Here is a 25,797-nt window from a genome sequence, read left to right as displayed (position 1 = left end):
CGGCGCCGGGACCGGTTCGCGCCCACCCGCACGGCCGGCTCGGCTCGGCTTGCCTTGGCTCGGCGAGGCGCTGCCGCCCACCCGCACGGCCGGCTCGGCTCGGCTTGCCTTGGCTCGGCGAGGCGCTGCACCCACTCATGGACGAGCAAGGCCGTGCCGGGGTCCGCGCATCGTTGCACCGGTCTCCTGAGGCCGAGGGCTCCGACCGCGTAGGCTCGGCGGATGGCGAAATACTTCGACGTGCACCCCGAGAATCCTCAGCGTCGCACGATCGGCAACGTGGCCGACATCATCCGCTCCGGCGCGCTCGTCGCGTACCCGACCGACTCCTGCTTCGCGCTGGGCTGCCAGCTGGGCAACCGGGAGGGCATCGGCCGGATCCGGTCGATCCGGAACCTGGACGACCGTCACCACTTCACCCTGGTCTGTCAGAACTTCGCGCAGCTGGGCCAGTTCGTGCACATCGACAACGACGTGTTCCGCGCGATCAAGGCGGCGACACCCGGCAGTTACACCTTCATCCTCCCCGCGACGTCGGAGGTACCGCGCCAGCTTCTGCACCCGAAGAAGAAGACGGTCGGGGTCCGGATTCCCGACCACGTCGTGACCCAGGCCCTGCTCGCCGAGCTCGGTGAGCCGCTGCTCTCCTCCACCTTGCTCCTGCCCGACGAGGAGGAGCCGATGACGCAGGGCTGGGAGATCAAGGAACGGCTCGACCACGAGGTGGACGCCGTGCTGGACTCCGGTGACTGCGGCACCGAGCCGACCACGGTCATCGACTTCTCCGGCGGTGACGTCGAGATCGTGCGCCGGGGCGCGGGCGACACCTCTCGGTTCGAGTAGCCGCGCCGGGACGTTGCCCCGCCTCGCTCACGATCCGATGCGCACGTCCGGGTAGAGGCCCAGGTAGCGGTACGTGCCGGATTCGACCCGGTAGAGGTGGGCGACGCGGTTTCCGGTCAGCACGTGCGTGGCGGTGTCGAAGGCCAGCGGCTTGGCCAGGCCCTGGTGGGCGGTACGGAAGATCCGGCGGGTCAGGCCCGCCCGGTCTCGCCCCTCCTCCGCCAGGGCGGTCAGGCCCGCGGCCATCAGGCCCACCGCGTCGTACGCCTCGGTGGCCCAGCGGGCGGGCGGTTCCCCGTGGGCGGCGCGGTGGGCAGCGGTGAACTCCGCCGCGGCGGGGACGGCCGACGGGTCGGTGAACAGCGCGCTGAACACCCAGCCCTCGGCGGCCGCACCGGCAGCTGTGAGGAAGGCCGGTTCCATCGCGTGCTGGATGCCGACGCGCGGACCCTGGAAGCCGGTATCGGTGAGGGCGCGGGCCAGTCGGGCCGCGCGCTGCGGTGAGGTGCCGGCGTAGACGACGGCCTCGGCCCCGGCCTCGATCAGCGCGCGTGCGGCCCCGGCGAAGTCGGAACTGCCCACCGGTACCCGGTGGACGCTGATCGTGCCCCGCGACGGCGGGGTCTGCTGCAGGGTGCGCACGAGCGGCCAGGTGGGCTCCCCGCCCTCGGCGTCCTCCACCAGTCCCGTGCGGCGGACCGGTCGTACGCGGCTGAGGTAGTCGATGACCGGTAGGGCGAATTTGTCGCCGGCCGGGCGTGTGGCGCACAGGGTCCGCCACTGCGTCTGGGCGGTCTCCGTACTGTCGACCGACACGAGCAGCAGGGCGACGTCCGCCGCGGTGCAGGCGGCGGCCAGCTCGGGTACGGCCGCGTCCCAGGTGGGCCCGGCGAGGGCGAGCACGGCGGGGTCGGCGACCAGCTCCTTGACGGCCTGGGCGGCGCGCGCCGCGTCTCCGCCGTCGTCGGCGACGCGCAGGGCCAGCCGGAACGCCGCGTCCGCCCGCCCGTTGTGCCGTTCCACGGCCAGGCGCATGCCCCGCTCGTGGGCCTGGCCGACGGCCTTGCCGGGCCCGGTCAGATCGGCCTGGAGGGCGAGCGTGAGAGTGGCGAGCTCGCGGGGCGGCGCCGAGCCGCCGCCCCGCCCACGGGTGGCGAACCAGGCGGTCGGTGCGCCGATGACGGCGAGGCCCGCACCGACCGCGAACAGCCGCCTGCGCGTGAGACCTTGACCGGCTGCCGGCGGCGCGTCGATCCGGGTCGGCTCCGGGGCGGGCAGTTCCAGGGCCCTGGTGGAGCGTTCGGCGATGAGCCGGGGCAGCGGGGGCGGCAGCCAGTCCTCTGCGTCCGCCCCGACCGGGTCGTCGCCGAGCAGGGCGCGCAGCTCGGCGGGCGTCGGCCTGGCGGCCGGGTCCTTGGCCAGGCACGAGCGCACCGGTCCGAGCAATCCTGCGTCGACGCCCGTGAGTTCGGGCTCGTCGTGCACCGTACGGTAGACCACCGCGGCCGCGTGCCCGCCGCCGAACGGGCCGTGTCCGGTCGCCGCGTACGCGAGGACGCAGCCGAGCGAGAACACGTCGCTCGCGGCACCCACCGCGCCGCCTCCCGTCCGGGCCTGCTCCGGCGCCAGGTATCCGGGCGTGCCGAGGACGGCGTCCGCGGCTGTCAGCGTGGCCGCACCCTCGTGGCGCGCGATCCCGAAGTCGATCAGCCGGGGCCCGTCCGGCGCGAGCAGGATGTTGCCCGGCTTGACATCGCGGTGGACCAGCCCGGCCGCGTGCACCTGTGCCAGTGCTTCGGAGAGCCGCGCGCCCAGGGTCCGTACGGCCCGGGCGGGCAGGGGACCGTACGCTCCCACCGCCTCGGCCAGCGAGGGCCCGGGGACGAACGGGGTGGCCAGCCAGGGCTCGTGCGCCTCCGGGTCGGCGGCGACCACCGGGACCACCCAGCGCCCGGCCAGCTGCCCGGCGGCCTCCACCTCGCGACGGAAGCGGGCGCGGAAGTCCGGGTTCTGGGCGTGGTCGGCGCGGATGACCTTGACCGCCACCAGGGTTCCGGCGGCGGAGCGGGCGAGGTACACCGTGCCCATCCCACCCGACCCGAGGCGTCCCAGCAGCCGGTTGCCGCCGATCGCGGCCGGATCGGCGGGGGTGAGGGCGCGCACGGGCGACTATCCCGCCGGGGGCGCGGTGACCGGGCCCGCATAGCGGATGCGGCCGGCCTCCACCTTGTGCAGGAAGTAGACGTTGCCCTTGAACTGCCGGCGCTCGTCGAAGGTGTACTCCTTGGTCAGACCGCGGAAGGTGCCCTGGGCGAGCGCGGTCAGCAGCTCGGCACGGGACGGCCGGCCGCCGCCCTTCGTGCCGGCGACGAGCCGGTCGATGACCAGGCGGGTCGCGTCGAAGGCCTCGGCGGTCCAGATGTCGGGGGCCGAGCGGTACGCGGCCTGGTGCGCGCGGGCCACCTCGGCGACCTCGGGGGCGTCGGGGCCGGTGTACGGCGTGCAGAACTGCCAGCCTTCGGCGGCGGGGCCGGCGGCGCTGACGAACTCCGGTACGGCGAGGGCGTAGTCGGCCGCGCGGGGGCCCTTGAAACCGGCGGCGGCGAGCAGTCCGGCGACCTTGGCCGCGCCCGCCGGACTTCCGGCGTAGTAGAAGCCGTCGACGCCGTGCGCGAGCATGTCGGTGACGACGGGGGCCAGGTCCTGCACTCCGCGCGGGACGACGCGCCCGTAGTAGGTGGCCTCGGGTGCGAAGTAGGCGATGGTGCGGCCCACCAGCAGGGCCGCCTGCCAGCTGTCCGTGTCGCCTGCCCGGTCACTGAGGATGCCCATCCGCCGGACGCCCTGCTTTCCGGCGAGTTGCAGGTTGACCGCGGCGGCCTGCCCGGAGGAGATCGGGCAGCTCTGGAAGAAGCTGCGCCGGTCGGTGACGCTGTACGTGGTCGCCAGGGCCGACACGCTGACCAGGGGTACGGAGCTCTCCCCGTAGAGTTCGAGGCACGGGATCACGGAGTCGTTGACGCTGGGACCGATCACGGCGAACAGGTCCCGGTCGGCGATGAGTTCGGTGGCGGCGGCCGCCGAGCGGTCCGCCCGACCGGCGTCGTCGGCGGTGGCGACGGTGAGCGTGAACGGCTTGTCCTTCTGCGAGTTGAAGGCGGCGACGGCCAGCCGCACCCCGCGTTCCTGCGCCTGTCCGACGGCTTTCTGCGGGCCGGAGAGGTCGGCGTGCACGCCGATCACCCATTGACGCGGGCCGGGCGGGGCAGGCGTCTTGGGTTTGTCGTCTTCGGGAAGGGCCGCCCAGGAGGCCAGGCCGCCGCCGGCCGCCAGCACGGCGCCGCCGGCGGCGAGGGCGAGGAAGCGCCTGCGCGTGGGCGCGGGGGTGCCGGGGGCGGGGGCGGCGTCCGCGTCGGCGACGGTCTCGTCGATGCCCGGCAGGGCGAGCAGCGCGGCGGCGCGCTCGGCGATGGTGGCGACGACCGGGTCGGGCAGCCAGTCGACGCCCTCCCCCGGGGTGTCCTCGGTCAGCGCACGGTCCAGTTCGCCCGCGGTGGGGCGCAGGTCGGGGTGTTTGGCGATACAGGTCCGCAGCAGCGCGGTGAGTTCGGGGTCTTCGAGGATCTGCGGGCCGAACTCGGGCTCGTCGTGGACGGTGCGGTAGAGCACCGCCTCGACGGTTCCGGTGCCGAAGGGCAGGCGGCCGGTGGCGGCGTACGCGAGGAGGCAGCCGAGCGAGAAGACGTCACCGGCCGGTTCCGCCGGGCGGCCCTCGGCCTGTTCGGGTGGGAGGAAGCCGGGGGTGCCCAGGACCGCGTCGGCGGAGGTCAGTGCCGTGTGCTCGCCGCCGCGCGCGATCCCGAAGTCGATGAGCCGGGGCCGGTCCATGCCGAGCAGCACGTTTCCGGGTTTGACGTCCCGGTGTACGAGGCCTTGCTCGTGCATCACCCCGAGGGCCTTGGCCATGGCCTTGCCGAGGATCCGTACGGCGCGCAGCGGGAGCGGTCCATGGGCCGCGACGGCCTCGGCGAGGGACGGTCCGGCGACGAAGGCGGTGGCCAGCCACGGTTCGGGGGCGTCGGGGTCGGCGCCGGTGATCCGGACGACCCAGGGGCTGTCCACCTCCGCAGCGATCTCGGCCTCGCGGCGGAAGCGTGCCCGGAAGTCGGCTTCGTCGGCGTACTCGGCACGGATCACCTTGACCGCGGCGAGGGCGCCGTCGTCGGTTCGGCCGAGGTAGACGACGCCCATGCCTCCGGCGCCGAGCCGTCCGAGGAGCCGGTAATCGGCGATCCGCGAGGGGTCCGAAGGATGGAGCCGCTCCATCAGCCCGCCGCCTTTCCGAGTTCCTGCTGGGCCTGCAGCATCATGCGGCTGGTGCCCTGGACCACGAACGCGGTCATGGCCTCGTCGGTGACGCCGGCCGCGCCCTTTCCGGCGATGGCCATGGTCACCGGGCCGAACTGGGCCTGGGACCAGGTGTAGCGGTGGGGGCCGCCGTGCTCCGCGCTGACGTACTCGCCGGATTCGCTGAACGCGTCCTCGGTCCACCCGTTCATCTGCTCGCCGAGGTAGAGGGAGCCGCCCCACAGGTTCTTGAGCTCCTCGCCCTCGCGCAGCTTCTGGTTCGGGCAGCGCAGGACCTCCTCCATGGCACGGGCGGTCTCCCAGCCGGATTCCTCGCGGTTGTGGTGGACGGTGACCGTCGCGCTGATCTGGACGCGGCCACGGCCGTCCTTGGCCGGGATGTGGAAGGAGCGGGTGCTCGTGGCGAGCACGTCGTCCGGCAGGCCCGAGGTCTGCCAGACGCAGTCCTCGCCGAGGACGGGCCAGCGGCCGGGGTCGCTCTCGAACGGGGTGCTGCGCACGACCTCGGGGCCGAAGGCCTCCTCGGCGATGACGAGCCGGCCGAGCAGGGCGCGGGCCTCGGAGACCGTCTTCGGCTGCTTGGCCTCGTCCAGCTGGGGAACGAGGGACCCGCCGGAGCCGGCGGGCGGGGCGGCCGGGGTGCCGCCGGCCCCCGGACTGCCCGTGCCGGACGGCGCGGCCGGGGTGCGGCCGGGCGTTCCACCGTTCGCCGCTCCGCTCTGCTCCGCACCGCCGTTCGCCGCTCCGTCGGCCGTGCACCCGACGATGAAGAACAAGCCCGCCACCGCGCAGCCGTAGGCGCGCAGCGCAACATTCCCTCTGCGTCTCACTGGTCCCCCCACGGCACGGATGGTACCCCGCCGAGGACGCGTGTAACTGGCCTATTGCGAAAGGCAACTTGAGGCTGGCCGGCTCTTACTGCAGGGGGTCGAGGGTCCAGGCCGATTCGTGGCGGGTGAAGCCCACTCGCGGGTAGTAGTCGACCGCGGCCGGTGCGGAGAGCAGGATCAGCTTCGCCTGGGGCGCCGCTTCCCGCGTGACCCGGATGAGGTCGCGGCCCACCCCCTTGCGCTGGTAGGCGACGTCGACGGCGAGGTCACCGAGGTAGGTCGAGTACGCGCCGTCGGTGATGGAGCGGGCGATGCCGATCAGGGTGCCGTCGTCGGCGCGGGCGACGACGACGAGGTTGGCCCCGGCCAGCATGCGGGCGAACCGCTCCACATCGGCGACGGGGCGGCGCTCGGCGAGGGTGGACGCACGGTAGACGCCGATGACCTCCTCGACGTCCAGGTCGGCGCCGTTGACACGCTCACACTTCCACATACCGGTGCAACTCCTTGCTCAGCTCTTCGAGTCGGGCCGCGAACGCGGGCGGTCCTTGGGGGACCCACCCTCGCGCGTAATGGTCACTGTGGACATTCGATTATTTCACCTCGTCGGAGGCGGAAGACAAACCGGTTGACCGGTATGCATGCCATGCCGACCGGGCATGCTGCAGGGGCGTCCGTTCAACGGAAGGAGCGATGTGCTCACTCAGGTTCTCCCATGGCTAGGACGACTCCTCGGACGCTTCACCGGCACCAGTGCCGGTGTGAGTGCCGGCACCGCGGGCCGTGACGCCGGCCCGACTGGTGCTCGGGCGCCCGTCTTCACCGCGGACTTCGGCTCGACCTCACAGTGGGTCGCCGGCAGGTCCTGGGCCTATCCGGACGGCGGTCCCACCAACCCCCGCGACAACAAACTCGACCACCTGGTGGCGGACCCGTCCTTCAGCCGCACCGGCACCTTCCGCGCCGTCCGCCGCCCGGACGGCAACTGGAACACGGGCCTGTTGACCACCGAGGGCAGCGACGAGGGGTTCATGGTGCGGACCGGGGACGTGCTGGAGTCCCGGGTGCGGCTGCCCGCCGAGGTCGGGGCCTGGCCGGCGATCTGGACCTGGCTGGACGGCGACAACGAGATCGACGTCTTCGAGTACCACCCGGACAACCCCGACCTGCTCGAACTCTCCAACCACGTCAAGGGCGGATCCCACTACCACCGGAACCCCTCGGTCGCCCCCGACGGCTGGGTGGACCTGAAGGTCGAGTTCGGAGCGCGCTCGGTCGTGTGGTGGGTCAACGGCACGCGGGTCTTCGCCGACCGGCGGGGTGTGGGGCGAAACTGGCGGGCGTACCTCATCGTCAACCTCTCCGTGTGCGCCGGGCGCTACCACCCGGCGCCCGACCCGGACGTCTCGGAGATGTCGTTCGAGGTCTCGTATCTCCGGGTGCAGCGCCCCTAGAGTCCCGTCCGGAACCGTCCGCCGGGGCTCAGGTGCCCCGGCGGGAGCCCGGAAACGCTCGGGACACCGGAACACCGGAACACCGGAACGTCGGGACCTCGGGACCTCGGAACCTCGGAAGAGACGTTCGCCCGACACGGTCCCTACGTCGTGGCGCCTTCGGTCACGGATGCACCGCAGCTCTGGTGGCCCCAGCGGCTGCCGTTCTTGGTGATCATGTCGCCGGCGGCGTAGGGCTTTCCGCAGGGGCAGCTGCCGGGGAACTTGGCCTTGATGGCCCGTGGACCGCGGCCCGTCGCGGCGCCTTCGGCCGTGCGCTTCTTCGCCGCGCCGGCCGGACGGCGCGGAGGTGCGGCCGGAGCCGGTACCGGCATCCCCTCACTGCCGAGGGCCGTGCCGGCGGCTTCCTGCTTACGGGCGGCGTCGCTGGCGGCCTGGTCGGCGATCGCGTTCAGGTGGTCGCCGTCCTCACGGTGCGCCGGAACGTAGCGGAAGGTCACGTCACGGTCGGCCAGCAGTCCGTCGATCTGCTCGACGAGTTCGCGGTTCGCGACCGGCTGACCGGAGGAGGTCTTCCACCCGTTGCGCTTCCATCCGGGAAGCCACTGCGTCACGGCCTTCATCGCGTACTGGGAATCCATCCGCACCTCGACGGAGGTCCCGGGGGCGAGCGCTTCGAGCAGCCGCTGGAGGGCGGTCAGCTCCCCGATGTTGTTGGTGGCCCGCCCCAGGGGACCGGCCTCCCAGCGCTCGGGGCGCCCCTGGGGGTCGGCGATGACCCATCCCCAGCCGGCCGGCCCGGGATTACCTTTCGCCGCTCCGTCACAGGCGGCAATGATGCGATCAGACATCCCCCGATCATGCCTTATCCGCAAGTGCGGTGGGCGATGGGCTCGGCGGAGCCCGCGGGTCAGCGCCGGTGGACGTGGGGATTGGTCCGGCCCGCTCCCGGGCCGGACCATCGCCTCGGCGTCAGGAGATCGTGACGAACTGACCGATGCTCGGCACTCCTTGGGCGTCGAGGGCGAAGAGCATGTAGTTGCCCGGCAGGACCACGCCGGTGTCGGCGGGTATCGACACCGTGTACGCGCCGGATCCCGTCGCCGTGGACACGAGGGGGACCCGTCGCTGATCGTTGTCAGTGGAGTGGGTCGCGGCCGCGGCCCGCATCAGCACGAAGGACGCCACCGGGGTCTGCGTGTTCACCGTGAGCGCGGTGCCGGGGGCGGTCCTGGAGGGCACGCCTGCGGTGATGACGGGACGGGGCTTCGGCGATCCGTCCGCGTCGAGCAGGTACGGCGGCGTGAAGACGGCTCCGTCGGCGTGGTTGGTGGCGCAGTCGCCGCACAGTCCCCCGCCCCCGGAGAAGATCCGTCCGTCCGACAACAGGTTCGCCACACTGTGGTAGTTGCGCGGGACGGCCATGCTGGCGAGCGGGGTGAAGGTTCCGGTCGCCGGGTCCCACAGCTCCGGGGTCAGGACCGAGGTCGCGTCGCTGAACGGCACCGGATAGGCCTGCCCGCCGAAGACGACGACCTTGCCGTCGGGCAGGACGACGCTGTTGCCGAAGGCGCGGGCGTGTTCCATGTCGCCGGTCCGGGCGGCCTGGACCTGCTCGCCCGCGATGTTCACCGTGTAGGCACGACGGGTGGCAGGCGAGTTCTCGTAGGCGGGCGAGCCGCCCAGGGTGAGCAGTTTGCCGATGTCGTAGGCGACGGCGTTGCCGGTCATCGCGTCCTGGCTGTCGGCCCGGGGACCGGCCGGGGTGATGCCGCCCCGGCCGCTGGTCGAGATCCAGTTCATCTGCTTGCTCGGACCCAGCTGCAGCACCTTGCCGCCCGAAGTGGCGTGCAGCCACATGTGGTTGTCGGCGCGGTAGGGTCCGGCCGGGTCGGCCGTCAGGGCCGGGGTCGCGGGGACGCCGGGGAGTCCCCGCCAGGTACGGGTGTCCGGCGACCAGACCTCACCGGCCTTGTCCCCTGCGGTTCCGCTCCAGGAGCCGCCCAGGACGAAGGCCTCACCGGTGGAGAGCAGCGTCATGGCCTGGTAGCCGCGGGCGATGTTCATGCTGGTGGTGGCGGACCACTCGCCGGTGACCGGGTCGTAGATGCTGGCCTTCTCGGCGTTGCTTCCCCCGGTGACCAGTACACGGCCGTCGGCCAGCATGGCGATGCCGGGACAGAACATGTCGTGGCCGGTGTTGTCGATGCGCCGCTGGGTGACCTTCCCCGTCTTCAGGTCCAGGATCGCGGTCTGGGTGTAGCCGCTGCTGCCGCCGAAGCGGTCGACCGCGTACGCGGACCAGGCGAGCAGCTTGTCACCGGGCAGGGGGGCGGTGGCCACGGGGACGAGGGGGAAGCCGGTGACCCGGCCCCAGGATCCGTGGACGGCCGGGCTGGCCGGTCCGCTCAGGCGTATCTCGGCGGCGGAGGTCCACGGACCGCGACTGCCCGCCTCGGTGGTGACGGTCAGGCGTATGTAGCGGGCCTGCTCGGTGCGGATGAAGGTGGCGGTCTTGACGGTGTCGTCGTCCCGCCAGGTACCGTCGGCCACCGGTGTGCCGAAGGTGAGGCCGTCGGTGCTCGTGGCGATGCTGTACGCGCCCGCGCGTCCGTTGACCCCGCCGGTCCGGGGCTGGTAGACGAGCGCGGAGACCACGGCGGTGCGGTGCATGTCGATGGTGATGCTGTGCGGCAGCGGGGCCGGGGTGCCGGTCCACTTGCTGTGCCAGAGGGTGTCGGCGTTGCCGTCGAGGACATTGGCCGCCCGGCCGTTCTCGCCGCTGGTCTCCTCGTCACTCGCCGTGGCCGTCCAACCGGTCCGTGACAGGTCGACGGTGGCGGCCGGGGTGCCGGGGTCGCCCAGCAGGTCGATCTCGGCGGCGGAGGTCCAGGGGCCGCGGCCGCCGGCCTCGCTGAGCGCGGTCAGCCGTACGAACCGTGCCCCCTGGGGGGCGAATCCGAGCGTCTTGGCGCTGCCGTCGTCGGCGAGCGTGCCGGTGGCGACCGGGCTCGCCCAGTTCTGTCCGTCCGGACTGACGCTGAGGCTGTACTCGCCGATGCGCCCGTTGGCCCCGCCGGCCCGGGGCTGGTAGACGAGCGCGGAGACCACGGCGGTGCGGTGCATGTCGATGGTGATGCTGTGCGGCAGGGGGGCCGGGGTGCCGGTCCACTTACTGTGCCAGAGGGTGGTGGTGTTGCCGTCGAGGACGTTGGCCGCCCGGCCGTTCTCGCCGCTGGTCTCCTCGTCGCTCGCCGTGGCCGTCCATCCGGCCCGGTCGAGAACGGGAGCCGCGGGCTCCATGGCGTTGGCCGGCGCGATGGCGTGGTGCGGCGACTGCTTCGCCGTCTGCTGGTCGTGGGGCATGGGCGCGGGCCGGGGCGCCGGGGCGCGCGCGGCCGCGGAGGGGCCCGAGACCCCGAGCCACGGGATCAGGCCGAGCAGGAGCGAGCCTAGGGCGAAGGCGACGAGCAGGTGGGAACGGCGTATGACGCGGGGAAAGGCGGGGAAGCGCCTGGACTGCAATCTGACCTCCTGGGGCGAACCGGTATGCCCTGCCGAACGTAGGCCAGATGGCGCTAACTCACATGAAACTGAACAGAGTTGGCGTGAAGCGGCTTGGCCGGTGGCGCGACGGGGGCGAGTTCAGCAGCCGGGTCCGGTGGCGGAGAGGAGCTGGCACTTGTCGAACTTCATGCAGCCGCAGGCGCAGGCGAGGCGGTCGGCGACGGCGTCGCGCAGGATCTGCGTCTGCCGGATGAACCGGTTCAGCTCCCAGCACGCCTGGGGGGACGCGGGCAGGTACTCGCTGTCGCCGAGCTGCTCCCCCGGACCATCGGCCGGCCGCCAACGCGCTGGTCGGTTCCAGCACCTCGGCCTCCATCGTCATCGGCCCCGCTCGCCGGTTCCTGGCGGCGGTGGTCAGTCCCGCCTGGCTCATCGGCCTCGACGCGCTGCCCTTCGCGGTGCTCGCAGTCCAGGCGGCCGGCTGCCGGGCACGGCCGGGAAGGCGGCGACGGCCGACCGGTCGACGCCGACCCGTCGGCCGCCGGCCTGCAGTCGCTGCGCAGACAGCCACCAAAAAAAACGAGCTCCTCGGGGTCCTCTGGCCCGGAGCAGGCGGCGGGCCACGTCCCGGATCGTCAGCGCCCGTTCTCCCCGTTGAGCCGCGCGAACGGATCAGGGCCGTGCGGTGGTCACCGCACGGCCCTGATCTTGTCCGGCGCCCGTTCAGCGAAGGGGCGGGGAAACGGTTCTCCGGAGGCCGGGCGACACGCCGGGCCGTCCCGGGATCAGGCGGGGGTGATGTTCTCCGCCTGCGGGCCCTTCTGGCCCTGCGTGATGTCGAAGGTCACGGCCTGACCCTCCTGGAGCTCCCGGTAGCCCGAGGCGTTGATCGCCGAGTAGTGGGCGAAGACGTCCGGACCGCCGCCGTCCTGGGCGATGAAGCCGAAGCCCTTCTCCGAGTTGAACCACTTCACAGTTCCCGTAGCCATGTTCATGCCTTCCCGTTGACGTACGTCCTCCACACGGCGTGGAGGACGGAGGTGATCGCCCTGGTCCTACGGCACAACACAGCAAAACTGCCCACACCGAAAGGCACAGGCAAGGCACTTGGAACCACGACAGCTACCCGTGAAGGTACACGCCAGCACGCACGGTCACCAGGGGGAATGATCTCGCCTTCGCGGCGGGTTTCCCACCCATGCGCGGACTTCCCGGACACGGCCGACGAAAAATGCGTCGAGCACCGCCCCCGGGATGCCGTAAGGTGAGGTCTACCGACGCGGGGTGGAGCAGCTCGGTAGCTCGCTGGGCTCATAACCCAGAGGTCGCAGGTTCAAATCCTGTCCCCGCTACTGCTCGGAAGGGCCCGGATCCTGATGGATCCGGGCCCTTCCGTATGTGTGGGCCGCGGGCCGCCCCATAGGTGAGGCGGCGGCGCGTCCGCCGCGAAGCAGAAGACTCCGGCACCGCGGCTGTGGCCGTGGCCACGCCCAAGGCTCGTCTCAGTCCACAGAGCGCGTGGTGGCCGGACGTCGCACGCACCGTCGGGCAGGGCCGGACCAACACGCCGAGATCGGCGCCAAGCTCTCCACGTCCATGAGCGAGCCCACGGTGAAGGTCCACGTATCGAGCATGCCGACCGAGCTCGACGTGACCAACCGGGTCCAAGTCGCCGCGATGGTCCGGCACGGAGGCTGGGACCACCGCCTTCCCGGGGAGCCCCCCGCTCGCCGCCGCCCCATTCCCGCCCCGCTCGCTCTCCACTCCCCGCCTGCCGGGTGCTGTGGTCCGCACGCCTGAATCCGCCTCGCCCGGTGGCCCGTGGCGCAGCCTTCCGGCGGCGAGGCTGCCGCGACGATGAGTGTCCCCGCCCCGCGTGTGACGGCACTCACAGAACGTTATGTCGTCCGGTGTCGACCGGATGGGGTGCGCCGGGCGTATGCCCGGTGAGAGGGACACATGGATTCGGGAGCGATTTTTGACCGTCGAGGAGTTCGAAGCGTTCTACGCGCAAGCGGCGGGACGGCTCACAGGACAGCTGTACGTGATGCTCGGTGATCACCACGAGGCACAGGACGTGGTGCAGGAGGCCTTCGTCAGAGGATGGGGACGCCGGCGCCAGCTGGACCGGGAGGGCCGGCCGGAGGCGTGGATCCGTACCGTCGCGTGGCGGCTCGCCGTCAGCCGCTGGCGGGTGCGGCGGCGCAGCGCCGACGCCTGGCAGCGCACTGCCCCCGCGACCCACGTGGAGGGGCCCGGACCCGAGGCGGTGGCCCTCGTGGAGGCGCTGCGCCAACTGCCCCTGAAGCAGCGCCGGACGATGGCTCTGCACTACGTGTGCGATCTGACCGTCGAGCAGATCGCCGCCGAGACCGCGCTGTCCGCGAGCACCGTCAAGACCCACCTCTCCCGGGGCCGGGCCACGCTCTCCCGCCACTTGCAGGACCCCCGCATTGAGGAGGCTCCCGATGCCTGACTCCCACGACCCGCTGCGGTCCCTGTTCCGGGAAGCGGCGTCCGCCGGATCGTCCGCGACCTCGCTCGCACCCGTGTCCGTCATCGAGCAGCGCGGGGAACGGGTCCGGCGGCGCCGGATCGCCGGCATCGCCGTCGCCTGCTGCCTCGTCCTCGCCGGATCCGGTGCGGCCCTGGCCACGTTCCTGCCCGCCGCGTCGGGCCCGACCCTGCCGGCGACCACTCCCTCACCCGGTCCCGTGACCCGGTCCGCTTCAGCACCGCCGCCACCGCGCAACACCACGGCGCCGCCCGCCGTTCCCACCGGGACGGCGAACCCGGGCGGATCCACCGATCCCACCGGGACGGTGAACCCGGAGAGGCCCAACCCGCCCACCCGGACGGCGTACCCGGACATGTCCGCCACCTCCACGCAGCCGCCTCCGTAGGGGGTGTCTCACCGATCAGGCCGGGCTCGCGACGCCTGGCCTGATCGTCGAGACCCCCGGCCCGACCGGTCACTCTCTCCCCCGCTCCGCCCAGCACGGCCGGAGCCACGGCCTCACCGGAGCCGGCACCACAGCCGGTACCACGGCCCAGACCACCGCCCGGGGACACCGGCCTCGACACCCCGGCCGGTGATTCCGCATGCCCTCAGACGGTCAGGAGATCCCGTCATGTCCGTTTTCGCCCCGCATCGTTCGCCTGAGGCACCCGGCGCGCACGGCGTCCGGCCGACCAGGGCCGCCCCCGGCCACCCCGGCCACCCCGGCCACTCCAGTCGCTCCGGCCACTCCAGTCGCTCCGGCCACACGGGCCGCACCCGCCCGGCACTGCCGCGCCTCGCCCCCGCCGACCGCGAGGTGTTGTGGCTCTACCTGCTGACGCGCATCGGCATCTGGGCCACCGCGAGCGCCGTCGGCTGGGTCTTCCCCTCCGACGCTCAGGACCGCCACCCCGCCTCACTCCTCTCCCCCTGGCAGCAGTGGGACTGGTGGCACTATCTCCACATAGCCCAGGACGGCTACTTCCCCGGCAAGGCCGGACCCTGGACGACCGGCTGGGACAACAGGGAGGCCTTCCTCCCCGGCTTCCCCCTCACCCTGCGCGCCGTCCACGCGGTCGTCCCCGACTGGGCCGCCGCCGGAGCGCTGATCTCGTTCCTCTCGGGAGGCGTCGCCGTCCTGGCGCTCGCACGCATCGCCCGCCGCCATCTGCCCGACCACGACGCGGGACGGCGTACGGTGGCCTTCCTCCTGCTCTCGCCCTGCGCCGTGTTCCTCGCCGCCGGCTACACCGAGGCGCTCTTCCTCGCCCTGGCCCTGCCCGCCTGGCTGGCGGCGCAGCACCAGAACTGGCCGACGGCCTCGGTGCTGGCCTGCCTGGCCTGCTCCGTGCGCGTCACGGGGCTGTTCCTCGTGGCCGCGCTCACCCTCCACTTCCTCCTCACCGCCCGCGGCCGCCCCGCCCGGCGCGCAGCCCCGTGGCTGCTCCTGCCCGCCCTCGCCCCCGCCCTGTACAGCTGGTACCTGCACACGCGGACCGGGGACTGGATGGCCTGGAAGCACGCCCAGGAACGCGGCTGGTACCGGGACTTCCACGCGCCGTGGGAAGCCTGGGCGAACACCTGGGAGGCCGCCTTCCACCACACCCAGCCCACCGGCTACGCGCTGATGTGGCAGGCCGAACTCCTGGCCATGGTGGTCGGCGCCGCCCTCCTGGGCCTGCTGCTGCGAGGCCGCCGCTGGCCCGAGGCCCTCTACATCGGCCTCACCCTGTGGGCCCTCGGCACCTCCTACTGGTACACCTCCGTACCCCGCTCCACGCTGCTGTGGTGGCCGCTGTGGATCGCCCTGGCCTCCTGGAGCCTGCGCCGTCCCCGCGTGCAGAGCGCGTACCTGTACGTCGTGGGCCCGCTCTCCGTCACGGTCGCCGTCACCTTCCTCACCGGACGCTGGGCGGGCTAGGGCGGGTCCTTCGGATCGTGTCGGCCGAGCCCCGCGTTGTCCGGTGCCGTGCATCGCAAGGCGGAGGAGCTCCCCTCGTACTGGACCTACTCGGGAGCCCCGACAACGCCGCGAGGTGCGATGCCGGGCAGCGCGGGGCCGGCAAAGTCCGAAAGACCCGCCCTAGGTGTATTGATCACGAGCGTTGTTGAACACTCGGCCGGTGTCAGGAGCTCGTGAGGACGACGAGCTGTCGGGTCGCGCGGGTCATCGCGACATAGCGGTCCACGGCTCCTTCGACGCCGTCGCCGAACGTCTCCGGGTCGATGAGGACGACCAGATCGAACTCCAGCCCCTTCGACAGACCCGGCGTCAGCGAGCGCACGCGGGAGGTCTCCCGGAACGTGCCGCCGCCGACGTCACCGGCGCCGATGACGCAGGCGACTCCGTCGGCCTGGGCTGCGAGCCAGGTGTCGAGGATGGAGTCCAGGTCGGCAACGGAGCCGTGGACGACGGGAATTCCGCTGCTGCGGATGGAGGTCGGCACATTGGCGTCCGGGAGCACGGCGCGGATGGCCGGCTCGGCCTCCGCCATGACCTCTGCTGGCGTACGGTAGTTGATGCTCAGCGAGGCGACGGTGATCCGGTCGAGCCCGGCCCGCTCGAGCCGTTGCCGCCACGACTCCGTGAACCCGTTGCGGGCCTGGGCACGGTCACCGACGATGGTGAAGCTCCGGGACGGGCAGCGGAGCAGCAGCATCTGCCACTCGGCGTCGGTCAGTTCCTGGGCCTCGTCCACGATCACGTGGGCGAACGGACCGGCGAGGTGGTCCGGTTCGGTGCCGGGCAGTGCACCCTCGTCGATCAGGGTGTCCTGCAGGTCCTTGCCTCGGAGCATCGTCACCGCGCCTTCCCCGTCGTCGTCGGCCTCCAGCAGGCCGTCGATGACGTCGGCCCTGCGCGCACGTTCGGCGGCGACCGAGGCCTCGTGGCGACGCTTGCGCACCGACGCCTCGGCGTCGCCGAGCCGCTGCCGGGCCGCGTCCAGGAAGGGCAGGTCGGACGCCGTCCAGGCCTGGGCGTCCTCACGCTGCAGTGCGGACACGTCGTCGGGGCCGAGCCAGGGAGCGCATTTGCGCAGGTAGGCGGGCACCGACCACAGGTCACCGACGACGTCGGTCGCTTCGAGCATCGGCCACGCCCGGTTGAGGGCCCCGATCAGCTCCCGGTCCTGCAGCAGCGAACGCCGCAGCAGGTGGGGCGGGACGTCGCTGTCGTCCTTGTCCATGAGGATCGCGAGCAGCTCCTCCAGGATCTGGTCGCGCGCCTCGTTGTGCGGAGTCCCCGGTTCCACTGCTTCGAAAGCCGCTGCCCAGTCGTCGGCGCTCAGCCAGATGTCGGACCAATGGCTCGAGACCGTCATCCCCTTGGCGGGCGGCTCCTCGTACAGGGCGACGGCGGGTTCGATCGCCTTCACCAGGTCAGCGGAGGACTTCAGGCGGGCCACCCGCGGGTCGGTCTCGATCCCCGCTCCTGCCCCCTCGGTGACCAGGTCGCGCAGGGTGCAGATCTGCACGCCCTCCTCGCCGAGGCTGGGCAGGACGTCGGCGACGTAGGCCAGATAGGGCTGGTGCGGCCCGACGAACAGCACGCCGCCCCGGCGGTGACCGAGGCGAGGGTCGGAGTACAGGAGGTGGGCGGCCCGGTGCAGGGCGACGACGGTCTTGCCCGTACCCGGCCCGCCGTCGACGACGAGGGCGCCGGCGGATCCCGCCCGGATGACGGCGTCCTGGTCGGCCTGGATGGTGGCGAGCACGTCGCGCATCCGGGCCGACCGGTTGCCGCCCAGGCTGGCGATGAACGCGGACTGGTCGTCGAGCGCGGCATGCCCCTCGAGCCCGTCGGGGTTGAAAACCTCGTCCCAGTAGTCGCTGATCCGGCCGCGGGTCCAGCGGTACCTGCGGCGGCTCGCCAGACCCATCGGGTTGGCGTGGGTCGCCGCGAAGAACGGCTCGGCCGCGGGGGCGCGCCAGTCGAGCAGCAGCCGGCGCCCCTCGCTGTCGGTGAGGCCGAGGCGTCCGATGTAGACGGGCTCGGGGCTGTCCGTACGGACGATGTGTCCCAGGCACAGGTCGCGGCCGAAGCGACGCAGGGTGCGCAGCCGGCTGGTCAGGCGGTGGATCTCCGTGTCCCGGTCCATCGCCTCCCGGCCGACGCCGCCGGGCGCCTTGCGGGCGGCCTCGAGGCGGTCGGACAGTTCGGCGATGGCCTGCTCGATGCTCTCCGAGATGGCTGCGAAGTGCTGCTCGTCGCCGTCGATCAGGGTGGGGTCGGCCTTGGGCGAGAGGTGGTCGGGAAGTTCGAACGCGCTGATGGGCAGGGGGTGGTTCGTGTCATCGACGACACCGCACGACTCATCAGCCGACGAAAGCACATGCACTTCGTGAATCTCCAGTTTCTGCAGGTTGTGAGCCAGGTCCGCGATTCTGCCCGACGGCCGGGGCCTTGCCGCAAGCCCCCCAGTGCGCTATAAGTTGAGAGTGGCGAGGAGTGGGTACACCTCTTCGCCCCCACCCCCAGCACTCCCGCCGCTTCCGCCGCTCCCGGCGCTCCGCCCCCGAGCCGCACAGTGCCGGTGCCCGCGCCCGGCAGTGACGCCGTCAACACCTGCTCTCTGTAATGACCTTGCTCCACCGCTGGTCCTGGGGCCCGCACGGGGGCCCGTTCGCCGCCGCCGCCGCGCCTGCACCGAACGGGCCCCCGCCCGGGCCGCGGGCGCGCATACTCGGAGCATGGCCGACACCACCACAGTCGAGGTCGACACCGATGTGCACGACCGGCTCGCCGTGCTCGCCGCGGACCGCGGATTGAGCCTGCGCGCCTACCTCGCCGAACTCACCGCCGCCCAGGAGAACCAGGCCGCGCTCGCACGCGCCGCACACGCCTTCGAAAAGGCGCTCGAACGGCCGGGCTTCCGCGAAGGTTTCGCGCGCGACTTCGGCGGCCTCGCGTCCCACGAGTGATCAGACGGGTGACACCCGTCGATCACCAGGACGAATCCGGGCCGACTCCTCTTGCGGCGTTCCTGACTCCGAGGCCTGGCCGGTGCGGGCGCGTACGGTGCCGACGGTGCCGTCGGCCCCGCCGACGCCGGCCACGGGTCCCGGCCCATCGCGAAATCGTTTTCATTCCCGATGGCGGGGTCGAGTCGCATGCGCTGCTCCGCACCCGGCGCTCCCGGTTCCGCATTTCCCTCGGCGGGCCGGGGCCGCGGAACGTACTTATGCTCGTAGGAACTGCTCCGAGCCCTGGAGGGCGGCTGTCATGACCGAGGCGAGCGAGGCGGGCCAGGCGGACCGCACCCTGAAGGCCCGGCACCGCGCGATGTGGGCACTGGGCGACTACCCGTCCGTGGTCTCCCACGTCATTCCGGAGCTGGGATCCGTACTCGTGCAGGAGTGCGGCGTCCGGCGCGGCGACCGGGTGCTGGACATCGCGGCGGGCTCCGGCAACGCCGCGATTCCGGCCGCCCTGGCCGGAGCCGACGTGGTGGCGTCCGACCTCACCCCCGAACTGCTGGAGATCGGACAGCAGCTGGCCGCGGTGCGCGGCGTGCGCCTGGAGTGGCGGGAGGCCGACGCCGAGTCCCTGCCCTTCGCGGACGGGGAGTTCGACACCGTCATGTCCTGCGTCGGCATCATGTTCGCCCCGCACCACCGGGCCGCCGCCGAGGAGATGCTGCGCGTCTGCCGCGCGGGCGGCACCATGGGGCTGATCAACTGGACTCCGCAGGGGTTCGTGGGGCAGCTGTTCGCCACGATGAAGCCGTACGCTCCCCCGCCGCCGCCCGGCGTCCAGCCGCCGCCGCTGTGGGGGGAGGAGGAACACGTCCACGAACTGCTCGGTGACGCGGTCACCGACGTCGACTCGCGCCGCCGGACCGTCCGCGTGGAGACCTTCCCGAAGCCCACGGCCTTCCGGGAGTTCTTCAAGGCCTGCTACGGGCCGACGATCGCCGTCTACCGCCACATCGCCGACGACCCGGAGCGGGTCGCCGCCCTGGACGGCGACCTCGACGCCCTCGCCGCCGAGCACACCGTGGACGGCGTCATGGAGTGGGAGTACCTGCTGCTGACGGCCCACCGCCGGGGCTGATCTCTCGAAGACGGCTCGACCGGCGGCGCGGTCGGCGCGGTGGGGACTCAGGACGTGTACACCACGATGAAATCGCCGTACGGGTGTGAGCCCGGTTGTCCCGCGGTCTCGGCGAGGGCCCGACGCAGGGTGTGCAGATGGGCGGTGGAAAGCTGCAGCGGAGGCTCGTCCGGCTGATAGGTGGTGCCCGGGGGGTAGTCGACGTCCGCCGTGGTGGTCATCTCGATATGGCAGCCGAGGATGTGCGTGACCGGCCGGGTCGCGCAGAAGTCCACGAGCCGGTCCACGGTCTCGGCGAACGCGGCCCGGTCCGCGACGTAGAGCCGCCCGGGATAGAGCGAGTCACCGGTCAGCAGCAGGCCCGTGTGCCGGTCGTAGAAGACCAGCGCCGCCGACTGGTGTCCCGGCCCGGGGACGAGGTCCAGGACGCGTCCGCCCAGGTCGAGTTCGGTGATGTGGTGCGGCCAGCCGTCGAGTCCGAAGTGGGCCGTGACCTCGTCCAGGCGGGGGCCGACGACCACGGTATCGGGCCGGTCGGAGAACTGCCCGTCGCCCGCGATGTGGTCGCCGTGACCGTGGGTGTGGGCGACCGTCAACCCGTACCGTGCGCGGGGATTGCGGCTCAGCCAGTCCTCGATCAGTGCGTCGACCGTCGCACGCAGGGGGAACTGGTCGGGGTCGGAGGTCGCACCGGTGTCGATCATCAGCGCGCGGTCGTTCCCGAAGAGGAGGAAGAGGAAAGGCGCCTCGTAGTGCACGGACTTGTTCTGGCGCAGGATCACCGTGTGCTCGGAGTACGCGTGGACCTGGATATCCGGGGCGGGGTCGTGCCTGGGCGACGGCCGGCCGGCGTGCCACACCGTGTCCAGGCTGCCGGCGACCGGGGCGTCAGCAAGGAAATCGATCACGGAGCCAACCTATCGCCATCGACTCGACCCGGGCTTCGGGACATCCCGCGGCGCCGGCGCGTCGATACGCCGAAGGGCGAAGGGCGAAGGGCCGTCCCGGCAAGTTCAGCAGGGGGATGCGGCAGTCCGAGCATGCGCATGCCCCGGATCCTGATCACGTGACCGACAGCGGTCGTGGAGCGATCGAGCCGGTCGAACACAGGGCCAACCCGACCGGCATCGACCGGCATCAGCGGGAATCGACAGGAGACGTCGGCCGACCGCTCCTGCGGCCTGATCTCGACATGTCCGCTCCTGCGGCGCCTGATCTCGACATGTCCGCTGCGACGGCTACGAGGAGGACCGTCGACGGGTACCCCGGCCGTCCCGGCCGCCCTCGGGGGCGATCATGGCGATCAGGCCGTAGTCCAGCTCCGCACCGTCGACGAGCAGGGCCTCGACCGTACGCGTCGCCGGGTCGATGTCGGCTTCCACGCCCTCCCCGCGGTAGCGGGGGTAACCGGAGGCGCCCCGTTCGCCGGTCGCCTCGACCAGGGCCGACCGCAAGGCCCTGTCCGCGGCGGAGGCTCCGCGCAGGTTCTCGATGTGCTCGGGCACCAGCAGGATCTCGAAGCTCTGCGGCTCAGTGGTCATGTCTCGAAGCTACCTGATCAGGTGCCCCGGAGCGGGCGGGCACACGCCCCACCTCGTACGCTCTGCGGGACCCCACACACAGACGAAGAGGAACACGATGAGCGGCGATTCCCCGAGCAGGATCCTCCTTGTGGCGAAGGACCGCACTTTGCGGAACCTGTTGGAGCGCCTCCTCGTGGGCCGGGGGTTCGTCGTGGTCGACGGCGGCAGCGGCGTGGACGCCATCGCTCTGCTGGGCGGCGCCGCCCCCATCGACCTGGTGATCTGCGAGCGCACCGGGCCGGGTCTGGACGAGGTGGCGATGTTCGAGGAGATCCGCCGGCACCCCGATCACGGGCGCGTGCCGATCCTCGCGCTGCCGCCCGCGGACCCGGAGTGCACGGTCCGCGCCCTGGAGGCCGGTGTGAGCGATTGCCTCGCCAAGCCGTTCCACCCCACCGAGTTCCTGGCCCGCGTCGAACGTCTCGCCCGGCCCGACGCCGCCTGATCCTCCGGATCCGCCTCGGCACGCATCCGCCTCCGCCTCCGCAGGGCGACCGGAACGCTTCCCGGCGACGGCCCGCCTCACGCCGGCGCTCCCCGGCGTGCGGCCGGATCCCGCCGGTCCGGAGCCGGGCGGCGCGATTGGCCGGACATCGCCCTGGTCCGTCCCGCGAAGGGTTCCTACGATTCGGGCACCCGGTCTTCACCGACCGGGTGCTCACCGCACATGCGCCCGCATGCCCGCAGATCCGCAGATCCGCAAGCCCGCATCTGCTCACCCGTTCCATCCCGCGCACCGGTCTGTGACGACCCGGCCCCGCTCTGGCCGGCCGCACCCCCCACCCTGCGGCACACAGGCAGCGCCTGCGCGCCGCCCGGTACCTAAGCAGTGGATTGGAGATAAATGTCCGGTGGACTTCTCATGAGCGGCGCGATCGGCGTCCTGCTCACCGCCACCCTGCCCACGCAAGCCGCCCCCTCCACCATCGTGGACCCGCCGCCCGACCGCATCGTGATCGAAGTCGCCACCGTGAACGGATCCGGATGCCCCAAGGACACCGCGGAAGTCGCGGTGTCCCAGGACAACACGGCGTTCACCGTGACCTACAGCGAGTACCTCGCCCAGGTCGGTGGCGGCGCCCCGCCCACCGCGGCGCGCAAGAACTGCCAGCTCAGCCTGATCGTGCACGTCCCCCACGGCTTCACCTATGCGATCGCCAGCGCCGACTACCGGGGCTACGCCTCGCTGGCGCCGGGTGCCAAGGCCACGGAGAAGGCCTCGTACTACTTCCAGGGCTCGCCGGACACCGCGGCGCGCACCCACACGTTCACCGGCCCGCAGGAGGACAACTGGCAGGCCACCGACGTGACCGACTGGGCTCAACTGGTCTGGGCGCCGTGCGGCGTTCAGCGGAACTTCAACATCAACACCGAACTGCGCGTCAGCAGGGGCACCTCCGCTCCCGGTGCCACCAGTTACATGACCATGGACTCCACCGACGGCTCCATCAACACCGTCTACCACCTGGCCTGGAAGGAGTGCCCCGGCAAGTGATCCACGCCCCCGAGCGCGCCACCCGGACCCGCGCGGCGCGCCCGGAGCGGGACACCGGCCGCACCGCCGACCACTAGGACGGGCTCAGGACCGCCCGCACCTCGGGCCCGCCCCCTCCGCCCGCCTCCCCTCTCCGCGCCCCCACGCGCAGAGGGGAGGCGGATGCCCGGAGCCAGGTGATCATCGGGCCGAGGGCCGTCAGTGGTTGTCCGGGGGCAGGGGTCTCGGGGTGTCCGTGACGCACGCCCCTCACGAGCGCGAACGGTTCGTCAGGGCGTCTGCGAGCTGGTCGTGCGTCATCGTGGAACGCCCGGGAACGTGCGCGGCCGCGGCCTTCTTGTAGAGCTCGGCCTTCGTCAGCGACCGAAGCGACGCCGCTTCGGAGGTGACCCGCTTCTTCGCCGGTGCAGCCTTCTTCTTCCGCGCGCCTGCCGCGGTGCTGGCCTTCTCACGGGTGTCCTTGGGGCTGCGGGCCTGCTCGACACTGGCGCGCAGAGCCTCCATGAGGTCGACGGTGCCGGTGGCCTTGGCCGGGGGTTCGGCCTTCTCGACGGTCTCGCCGGTCTTCTTCGCCTCGATGAGGGCGGCGACCTTCTCCTGGAAGGTGTCGCGGAAGGTCTCGGGATCCCAGTCCATGGAGAGAGAGCTGATCAGCTGCTCGGCCATCGTCATTTCCCGCTCGGCGACCTTCATGGCGCCGGGCAGATCGGGGATCTCCTTGTCGGGATCGCGGATCTCGTCCGCCCAGTGGAGGGTGTGCACCGTCAGGATGCGGTGGTCGTCGTCCGCCTTGAGCGCCACCAGGTACTCGCGGCCGCGCATGACGAAGGTGGCGATGCCGGCCCGGTTGGCCTTGGCCAGGGCCTTCTCCAGGAGTGCGTACACCTTGCCGTACTCCTTGCCCCTCGGGCCCAGGTAGTAGGTCTTGTCGAAGAAGATCGGATCGACCTGGTCGAGGTCGACGAAGCCGGTGATGTCCAGGGACTGCGAGCGGCCGGGGGCGATCTCGTCCAGCTCCGAGGGTTCGACCAGTACGTACTCGTCACCGGCGTCAAAGCCCTTGACGATGTCGTCGAGGTCGACCTCCTTGCCTGTCCGTTCGTTCACGCGCCGGTTTCGGATCCGGTCGGAGGTGCCGCGCTGCAGCTGGTGGAAATGGATCGCATGACTGTCCGTAGCCGTGTAGAGGCCGACCGGGAGGCTGACCAGGCCGAAGCTCAGGACGCCGGCCCACACGGGACGCGCCATGATGTCCACCACCCTCGAAACTCCGGCCCCGAGGCGTCCACCGAGCGCCCCGCCCGAAAGGCGAGGCCGGCCGGGGTGCGGCCCCGTCGCAGCCTGGATGGCCAGACCGCACCCCGTACCGGGAACCTACCCGCCCCGCTGCCACCTATGGCACATGCCGACGGCTCGTCCGCCCGATCACTCTGTGTGCCGTTCGGTCGCCGCGGGGTGCCCTCTCCACTGCCCCGCCCTCGTGCCATCCGCCCGGCACCGGCCTTCACGTCGCCCGGGCCGACCCACGGCCGGGCGGTGGGTTGTCGTATGCCCTTAGGTAGCGCAGCGGCCGGACCATGGACCGCTTCGCCAGGGTGGCGGCGGGAGTCACCTCGCCCGCCCACTTCTTCTCGCCGGCGAGCCTCGAGACGGCGCTGGTGTGAGGACGCCGGGGAGCGTCCTGTCCGTCTCAGAGCAGTCGGGACGGTCGCTGCACGGACGGCCCGTGCAAGGACACGCAGCCCGCGGGCGACAGCCCACCGAGGGCATCACGGCTGGTGGGTGGCGATGTACGTCGCGTGCTCGTGCAAGGCGTCCAGCACCGCCTCATGTGCACTGTCGACCTCGACCTCGAGACGGACCTGCTCCGGGCCGGGGGTGATGGTGAAGGTGAAGAACGAGCAGCACTCGCTCTCACGGGCCACCAGGTCGCGCACCCTGTCCTCCACGCCCGGACCACCGGTGAGCAGCATCTCCAGCCTCAGCCGGTCCGGCCGGGACGAACCGGCCAGCCGCTCGGCGAAGAGCGAGTCGAACTCCGCGACACGCAGCGGCTGCTCGGTGGTGGGCAGCGTGCAGGACGCCGGTACCCAGGGTGTCGTCACGCCCCCTCCCGTCGTCACGCGCTCGCCCGATGCGGGCGGGGAACACCTCCGAGGATAAGCCCGGACCCGAGGCCGTCCCGTGACTGCGGGAGCGTCTTGGCCGGCCGCGTCGGGCAGCACCGCCCTGCGGTGCGGTGCGGTGCGGTGCCCTGGAGTGCGGTGACTCCGCTACGCGCCCCTGGCGGTCGGGTCGGTGGGGGTGGCGGGGCCGACGATGCCGCCGTCGCGGAGTTCCACGACCCGGTCGGCGAGTTCGATCAGGTTGGGGTCGTGGGTGGCCACGAGGATGGTGACGGACTCGCTGCGCACCACCGCGCGCAGCAGTTCCATGATCGACCGCCCGGTCTCCGAGTCGAGCTGGCCCGTGGGTTCGTCCGCGATGATCAGGTCGGGGTCGTTGGCCAGGGCTCGGGCCACCGCGACGCGCTGCTGCTGGCCGCCGGAGAGCTCGCCGGGGCGCTGCTCGGCATGGTCCGCGAGGCCGACCAGGGCGAGCAGGGTCCGGGCGCGTTCCTCGCGCTCCTTGGCGGGGATGCGGCGCAGGCGCATCGGTACGCCGACGTTCTCAGCGGCGGTGAGGACGGGGATCAGGCCGAAGGACTGGAAGACGAAGCCGATGCGGTCACGGCGCAGGGCGAGCAGGCCCGGCTCGTCGAGGGCGGCCAGATCGGTGCCGTCGAGGGTGATCCGGCCGCCGGTCGGGGTGTCGAGGCCGCCGACGAGGTTCAGCAGGGTGGTCTTGCCGGAGCCAGAGCGGCCCCTGAGGGCGGTGAGTTCGCCCCGGCGGACCTCGAAGGACACGCCGCGCAGGGCGTGGACGGCCTGCGGGCCGCTGCCGAAGCTGTGGCGTACGTCGTCCACCACCACGATCGGCGTACCGTCGCCCTCCCGCGCCGCCGCGAGCGCCTCCGGTTCCCACTGCTCCCTCATCGCGTGTACTCCCCCGTTGCGTGGTCCGCGCGGAGCGCCAGGCCCCGCGTCACGTCATTTCTGATCGCATTTGCGCACCTGTCACACCCATCACGCAAGCCCCTTCCCTCTATCGCTCACATCTGAA

At 72.0% G+C, this 25,797-nt stretch carries 22 protein-coding genes and 1 tRNA gene; 10 read left to right on the top strand and 13 right to left on the bottom strand.

From position 1 onward, the window contains the following. Positions 1-222 precede the first annotated feature (222 nt). The gene (locus tag ACWGIF_RS21390; protein WP_453499610.1) at positions 223-843 is read left to right on the top strand and encodes an L-threonylcarbamoyladenylate synthase; all 621 of its coding nucleotides are present in this window, start codon (positions 223-225) and stop codon (positions 841-843) included. Positions 844-870: 27 nt separating this feature from the next. Here the strand turns inward: ACWGIF_RS21390 and ACWGIF_RS21385 are convergent, their stop codons facing one another. The 4 genes from ACWGIF_RS21385 to ACWGIF_RS21370 all read right to left on the bottom strand — a co-directional run bounded on the left by ACWGIF_RS21385 (position 871) and on the right by ACWGIF_RS21370 (position 6,534). Beyond that, positions 871-3,006, bottom strand: a complete 2,136-nt coding sequence (locus ACWGIF_RS21385) for a bifunctional serine/threonine-protein kinase/ABC transporter substrate-binding protein (protein WP_453499608.1) — start codon at positions 3,004-3,006, stop codon at positions 871-873. Positions 3,007-3,012: 6 nt separating this feature from the next. Continuing rightward, the gene (locus tag ACWGIF_RS21380; RefSeq protein ID WP_453499606.1) at positions 3,013-5,169 is read right to left on the bottom strand and encodes a bifunctional serine/threonine-protein kinase/ABC transporter substrate-binding protein; all 2,157 of its coding nucleotides are present in this window, start codon (positions 5,167-5,169) and stop codon (positions 3,013-3,015) included. After that, positions 5,169-6,041: a hypothetical protein gene (locus ACWGIF_RS21375; RefSeq protein WP_453499604.1), complete on the bottom strand. Its 873-nt coding sequence runs from the start codon at positions 6,039-6,041 to the stop codon at positions 5,169-5,171. Before ACWGIF_RS21375 ends, ACWGIF_RS21380 begins: the two co-directional genes overlap by 1 nt. 85 nt (positions 6,042-6,126) lie before the next feature. Continuing rightward, entirely contained in the window at positions 6,127-6,534 is a 408-nt protein-coding gene (locus tag ACWGIF_RS21370; protein ID WP_453499602.1) for a GNAT family N-acetyltransferase, read from the bottom strand. Positions 6,535-6,802: 268 nt separating this feature from the next. On the opposite strand from ACWGIF_RS21370, the gene ACWGIF_RS21365 reads away from it, so the two are divergent. Then, complete coding sequence (locus tag ACWGIF_RS21365) at positions 6,803-7,495, top strand: beta-glucanase (RefSeq protein WP_453499600.1); 693 nt, start codon at positions 6,803-6,805, stop codon at positions 7,493-7,495. Between the two features lie 143 nt (positions 7,496-7,638). On the opposite strand, the gene ACWGIF_RS21360 is transcribed toward ACWGIF_RS21365, so the two are convergent. The 3 genes from ACWGIF_RS21360 to ACWGIF_RS21350 all read right to left on the bottom strand — a co-directional run bounded on the left by ACWGIF_RS21360 (position 7,639) and on the right by ACWGIF_RS21350 (position 11,991). Then, positions 7,639-8,346, bottom strand: coding sequence for a ribonuclease H family protein (locus ACWGIF_RS21360; protein ID WP_453499598.1), 708 nt, complete (start codon positions 8,344-8,346; stop codon positions 7,639-7,641). A 121-nt stretch (positions 8,347-8,467) separates the two neighbouring features. Continuing rightward, complete coding sequence (locus ACWGIF_RS21355; protein ID WP_453499596.1) at positions 8,468-11,020, bottom strand: discoidin domain-containing protein; 2,553 nt, start codon at positions 11,018-11,020, stop codon at positions 8,468-8,470. Between the two features lie 767 nt (positions 11,021-11,787). After that, positions 11,788-11,991 carry a cold-shock protein gene (locus ACWGIF_RS21350; protein ID WP_030384970.1) on the bottom strand — a complete coding sequence of 68 codons (204 nt, stop codon included), beginning with the start codon at positions 11,989-11,991 and terminating at the stop codon, positions 11,788-11,790. Between the two features lie 289 nt (positions 11,992-12,280). On the opposite strand from ACWGIF_RS21350, the gene ACWGIF_RS21345 reads away from it, so the two are divergent. The 4 genes from ACWGIF_RS21345 to ACWGIF_RS21330 all read left to right on the top strand — a co-directional run bounded on the left by ACWGIF_RS21345 (position 12,281) and on the right by ACWGIF_RS21330 (position 15,423). Further along, positions 12,281-12,354: transfer RNA gene (locus ACWGIF_RS21345), tRNA-Met, on the top strand. Between the two features lie 587 nt (positions 12,355-12,941). After that, positions 12,942-13,478: a SigE family RNA polymerase sigma factor gene (locus ACWGIF_RS21340; RefSeq protein ID WP_453499594.1), complete on the top strand. Its 537-nt coding sequence runs from the start codon at positions 12,942-12,944 to the stop codon at positions 13,476-13,478. Further along, positions 13,471-13,905, top strand: coding sequence for a hypothetical protein (locus ACWGIF_RS21335; RefSeq protein ID WP_453499592.1), 435 nt, complete (start codon positions 13,471-13,473; stop codon positions 13,903-13,905). The genes ACWGIF_RS21340 and ACWGIF_RS21335 overlap by 8 nt, the downstream gene beginning before the upstream one ends. Before the next feature lie 228 nt (positions 13,906-14,133). Then, on the top strand, positions 14,134-15,423 hold the full coding sequence (locus ACWGIF_RS21330) for a glycosyltransferase family 39 protein (protein ID WP_453499590.1): 1,290 nt from the start codon (positions 14,134-14,136) through the stop codon (positions 15,421-15,423). Positions 15,424-15,628: 205 nt separating this feature from the next. Here the strand turns inward: ACWGIF_RS21330 and helR are convergent, their stop codons facing one another. After that, a complete protein-coding gene (gene helR / locus ACWGIF_RS21325) occupies positions 15,629-17,842 on the bottom strand; it encodes an RNA polymerase recycling motor ATPase HelR (protein WP_453499588.1) in 2,214 nt (737 codons plus the stop codon). Between the two features lie 352 nt (positions 17,843-18,194). Here helR and ACWGIF_RS21320 point away from each other — a divergent pair, with 352 nt between their 5' ends. Both ACWGIF_RS21320 and ACWGIF_RS21315 read left to right on the top strand, forming a co-directional pair. Further along, on the top strand, positions 18,195-18,425 hold the full coding sequence (locus tag ACWGIF_RS21320) for an antitoxin MazE7 (protein WP_453499586.1): 231 nt from the start codon (positions 18,195-18,197) through the stop codon (positions 18,423-18,425). 301 nt (positions 18,426-18,726) lie between these two features. Then, the gene (locus tag ACWGIF_RS21315) at positions 18,727-19,557 is read left to right on the top strand and encodes a class I SAM-dependent methyltransferase (RefSeq protein ID WP_453499584.1); all 831 of its coding nucleotides are present in this window, start codon (positions 18,727-18,729) and stop codon (positions 19,555-19,557) included. Positions 19,558-19,604: 47 nt separating this feature from the next. On the opposite strand, the gene ACWGIF_RS21310 is transcribed toward ACWGIF_RS21315, so the two are convergent. Together ACWGIF_RS21310 and ACWGIF_RS21305 are read right to left on the bottom strand one after the other, a co-directional pair. Next, positions 19,605-20,465 (bottom strand): MBL fold metallo-hydrolase, encoded by an 861-nt coding sequence (locus tag ACWGIF_RS21310; protein ID WP_453499582.1) that lies wholly within the window; start codon positions 20,463-20,465, stop codon positions 19,605-19,607. A gap of 330 nt (positions 20,466-20,795) precedes the next feature. Then, positions 20,796-21,098: a hypothetical protein gene (locus ACWGIF_RS21305; RefSeq protein WP_453499580.1), complete on the bottom strand. Its 303-nt coding sequence runs from the start codon at positions 21,096-21,098 to the stop codon at positions 20,796-20,798. 97 nt (positions 21,099-21,195) lie between these two features. Here ACWGIF_RS21305 and ACWGIF_RS21300 point away from each other — a divergent pair, with 97 nt between their 5' ends. Together ACWGIF_RS21300 and ACWGIF_RS21295 are read left to right on the top strand one after the other, a co-directional pair. Next, entirely contained in the window at positions 21,196-21,585 is a 390-nt protein-coding gene (locus ACWGIF_RS21300) for a response regulator (RefSeq protein WP_453499578.1), read from the top strand. A gap of 399 nt (positions 21,586-21,984) precedes the next feature. Further along, entirely contained in the window at positions 21,985-22,635 is a 651-nt protein-coding gene (locus ACWGIF_RS21295) for a DUF4360 domain-containing protein (RefSeq protein WP_453499576.1), read from the top strand. A 249-nt stretch (positions 22,636-22,884) separates the two neighbouring features. Here the strand turns inward: ACWGIF_RS21295 and ku are convergent, their stop codons facing one another. From ku to ACWGIF_RS21280, 3 genes are all read right to left on the bottom strand, one after another. Next, complete coding sequence (gene ku / locus ACWGIF_RS21290; RefSeq protein WP_453499574.1) at positions 22,885-23,883, bottom strand: non-homologous end joining protein Ku; 999 nt, start codon at positions 23,881-23,883, stop codon at positions 22,885-22,887. A 521-nt stretch (positions 23,884-24,404) separates the two neighbouring features. After that, a complete protein-coding gene (locus ACWGIF_RS21285; protein WP_453499572.1) occupies positions 24,405-24,740 on the bottom strand; it encodes a hypothetical protein in 336 nt (111 codons plus the stop codon). 168 nt (positions 24,741-24,908) lie between these two features. Beyond that, complete coding sequence (locus ACWGIF_RS21280) at positions 24,909-25,670, bottom strand: ABC transporter ATP-binding protein (RefSeq protein WP_453499570.1); 762 nt, start codon at positions 25,668-25,670, stop codon at positions 24,909-24,911. Positions 25,671-25,797: the final 127 nt, after the last annotated feature.

It is taken from the genome of Streptomyces sp. NPDC054849 (assembly GCF_053610945.1).
The sequence above is the reverse complement of the archived record's forward strand: the minus strand, read 5'-3'. Positions and strand labels throughout refer to the sequence as shown.